Source organism: Candidatus Parvarchaeota archaeon, from assembly GCA_016866895.1.
In the GTDB taxonomy this organism is placed as follows: domain Archaea; phylum Micrarchaeota; class Micrarchaeia; order Anstonellales; family VGKX01; genus VGKX01.
Window position 1 is genome coordinate 1 of record VGKX01000114.1, and the last position, 4,028, is coordinate 4,028.

General features: G+C 49.0%; 2 protein-coding genes. Both read right to left on the reverse strand.

The features are described from left to right. The coding region (locus FJZ26_04640) for a hypothetical protein (protein ID MBM3229692.1) at nucleotides 1-1,163 on the reverse strand (1,163 nt) is incomplete at its 3' end. Between the two features lie 112 nt (nucleotides 1,164-1,275). After that, entirely contained in the window at nucleotides 1,276-3,783 is a 2,508-nt protein-coding gene (locus tag FJZ26_04645) for a hypothetical protein (protein ID MBM3229693.1), read from the reverse strand. Nucleotides 3,784-4,028: the final 245 nt, after the last annotated feature.

Below are 4,028 nucleotides of genomic sequence, written 5' to 3' on the forward strand. Positions count from 1 at the left end.
CGAGACTGACTTGTTTCACTTACTGCATCTGCAAAGGATTTGCCTTTGAATGCCCCGGCACCAGAAAATATGTTTGCAGTTCCAAGCCCGCCGACCAGCTCACCTTTAAGGTTCTTTACGTCCCCCTTCTTGTCAACTGTGCCTACCTGCTTGCCGTCCAGGCCAAATACGTTTCCCTTCTTGTCCTTTGTGCCAACAACATTGCCGTTTTCGTCCTTGACGTCTTCCCTCTTCTCAGGCTTTATCCCAAGCGTGTTTGCCATAACCGCATTTAACAGCCTTGTTCCAATTCCAGAAAATACATTGCCTACTGAAAAGCCTGCATCCTCCATCTTGTCAGTTTTCTTGTCCCCCTTACCATCAGATGTCTGAAGGCCTGCAGCTTCGAAGGCAATGCCAAGGATTGGCGTAACCTGGAAGGACACGTTCATGTTGCGCATCTGGTACTGCCTGCCCCTGTCAAAGCGGGGGGCTGACAAATCAAATGAATGCAGGGGATTTCTGCCAATGGCAAACATGGCGCCAACTAATAGTCCGAAGATAAGAAGTATTGGCCAGCACAAGGCTTCTTTTGCACTTGCCTTGTTTGGGTTGCAGTACTGGGTTTCAGCCACTGCAGAGCTGTAGTTTTTGGGAAGCGGGAGAGTGTAGGCAGCTCCAGAGCACGAAGGAATCCTTTGGAAAAGAGCATAAGGCGGGTTTGAAATCTGGACAACGTAAGACGGGTCAATGCGCCTGACGCTTTCGTTTGAAATGCAGTCGCGCAAAAGCCAGTCTGAAGTTGAGTCAATGCAGTGCAAAAATGTGAACTGCGTGCAGTTTGCAGCGTTTGGGTCAAACGTGGTTGAGATTTTCCCTTGCGCATCTGATTTGTCCTTGCAGATGCTTGTGATAGAGTTGTCGTTCGGGTTTCTCTTTATTACATAAATCGGTTCCCCAGCAAGTGGGACCCTTGCAGAGCCGTTGTCATAAAACGAGTAGGCGTCAACTGTAGAGGTTTCAGTGCTCACAAACGCCATCAGATATGAGTTGAACTGGGGGATGGGGCACAAATTCGGATTTACGACTTGAGAAAAAACCTGGCTGGGAGTAAGAAATAAAGCCAAGAGAAGGACAAGCATAGGTGCGCTTTGCCAGGATTTTTTTTCCCAAAGTTTTGCCATTCAAACCAAGCCAGCCATTTTCAGTTTTGTTCCCAAAGTTTTGCCATTCAAACAAAGCCAGAAGTTTTCGGTTGACTGCAACCGGGCTAAATTATGCGCATATTTCATTTGTTTAATAGCAAGTTATTTTTGCCTTGGTCAGCGGAAGGCTAAAGCCGCATGCCTGCGTGTCAAGGGCTGCGGGGTTTGAGGCGCAGTCGGCAAGCGGGTTTCCATCCTTGGGGTAAATTACAAGCGCATTTCTCTGCCTTGTAGCCTCAGACTTAACAAACGTGTAGTTCAGCTTTGAGTCATCAGGCAGAGTTTCCTGTATGCAGCACTTTTGCGGCAGGCTTGCAATTATGTTCCCGTAAATCGGAGAGGTGAGCGTGTTTGCTGCAACAGGCCTTGTGGTTTTGCCAGAATCAGTCTGCGTTACGCACGTGTAGGTGCTTGCTGAAGTTGAGCAAAGAGGGCAGGTTTGTATTGTGTAGCAGTTGTCAGGGCACTTGTATCCATCAGTATTTGCAACCCCTGTGCAGGTGGCCCCGGTTAAGCAAGTCGGATTGCACTTGCCTGCCCGTATGTCCAAGTCCGAGCATTTTTGGCAGGTGCAAGCAGCGGCCGGATAGACTTTTTGGAAAAAGGTGTTTGTGGATAGGCCAAGGACTTTTCGTGAGTTTACCTGGAAAGAGCAGAACTTGTCCCCCTGCGTGTCCTCGCCGCCGGCGCGCTTTAGCCTCAGGCCCCGCCCGTCAGCAGCCCCGCTCCAGTCAGTGTCCCACTTGTCATACATGACGCCGATTATTCCAGCGCCGACCATCTCGCTTGTCTGGTTGAACATGTAGCTCATCATACGCTCCATGTTGTCAGGCGCCCAGCAGGTGTCTGAAATTACAGGCTGGTAGGCTACGCGGAACCGTAAGTTGAGCTGCGTCGTGGGCGGATGATTGTCAATGACGCGGTAGAACCATACTTGCGAAGCTGTGTTGCCCCAATACCTGTATGTAGGACTGTTGTAGCTAAACCAGCCTTGCGAGCCAGAGTCGCAGGTCCAGCCATTTTGTATTACATTGTTGTTGTCGTCAGGCCAAATTTTGTAGCCGTCGTCAGAGTAAACTCCAGTTATATTGGCACTTGCATGCTGAACAACGCTTGGGTCAAACACAAGAGAAACATCGCCGAAGTAATTCCCACTGTGGCCGCTGCAGTCACTCACCCAGCCATTTGTAACATAATACGTCCCAATGCGGGTGCCTGATGAAGTTAATATAGGATTGCCATCACCGGTCCTGTAAGTGCTCGTATCTGAGTTCCAAAAATAAACTTCCAGCTCATTGGCATTTGTGCTTACTGAATCCGGTATGGCGCTTTCGTTTATGTTGAAATGATTGATTAGGGAGGGTTTTTGATAGTGATTCAGAAGCGTGCGCGTGAAGTTCATGCGCTTACTTAGGATTGAAACCGGGTCTGAGCAAAGAAGCGGATTTTCGCTTGTATATGAATGAGGATAGAAGTCAATGAACACCAAATCAATGCTGTCAAGTGCCGTAAAGTTATAGGATGCTGAATATGGCCCCAAATCCTGCCAGCCAAACAGTTTGTTTAGTTTGTTGATGTTTTCTGCATCGGTTGAAACACCGCTTCCAGAAACATGGACGCCCACAAGGCAGTTAGGGCACTGCCCTCTTGCGCCCTGGGCTTTTTTGAGAAGGTCAGCCCTTGCAGCATCCCCCCCTGAACCTGCTTGCGGCACTTCGCCCACGTTCACAACCATTGTCCCAAGCTGCCCGAGGCCCTCCTTGAAAAACGCGTTGGTCAGTGTGCAGTCATTGCCATCATGGTAGATTAGCGGAGGTGAAATAATAGACACTGAATCGTTTGCGCACTCCGGAGCGCTGTCATAGGAGGTATGGTAATTTTGGGCGCAAGAAGTCCCCGATACAGTATGGCTGTGCCGATAAAAGCCCGACATGATTTCGTAGGAGTTTTCACATGGGTATTTGACTAAATTGGAATTTGGATTTTTATCTATATAGGGTCGCCGGTACGGAGACCATCCAATATCCCCCATGTCAATGATTGGAAGTATGTTTGAGGTAAGATAGGCCTTGAGCTTTTCTCGCATGTAGGTGACTTCTGGGGTAAGGGTTGGCCAGCCGCCGTATTTTTGGCAGCTGTAGCCGCCGCAAAGAGAGCTTGCAGAGTCGCATGACCTGTCTTCCTCGTCATGCCCGCCGCAGTCATCCCATTCTGCCTGCTTGCAAAGCCTTATTGCACGGCTGTTGCCAACAGTGCCCAGGTTGTTGTATGCATTCCCGCCATGGCCGTTATTGTACCAGTTGTTCCCTGCATTGGCAAGATTCGGGTCTTGCGGGAAGTTGTTTGACTGCCAGGCCATTGGACAGTAGTTGGATGTTGCCCCTATTTTTTCCTGGGCCATTGTAGCAGTGGTGCACGGCTCGCAGATGCCAAAAGTCTTAAGATTGATTTTTTTTGCGCCATCATTTTCACAGGAATTAGTACCAAGAATTTTGACACGAAAATCATTTCCCGGGTTGCCGGCATCGGTAACTGAGATGTTTGCATTCGTAATTTCGCACGCATCAAGCATTGGGATTTTTGCCCTAATAGATGCCATATTATTAGTACTGACGTGTGTGGTCGGGTCGTTGCCATCAAAAACAAGACGCGGTGAGTTGATATAAGTGGTGTCCAAGGGGCAATGATACTTGCATGTGTTACTGGCAGCCTGGCATGAGGCAATGCAGTCTGTGTCCCCATCACAAACAAGATAACATGCTTGGTATTCGTTGTCACAAACTGTTTTGCATGCTACGCAGCTTGCACCGCAAAACGGAGCCTGAGTTGTATAGGTGCCAGAAA

What these genes read in the sequence shown, in the direction of transcription:
- FJZ26_04645 (MBM3229693.1), bottom strand. Translation starts at nt 3,783, where the DNA reads ATGGCATCTATTAGGGCAAAAATCCCAATGCTTGATGCGTGCGAAATT.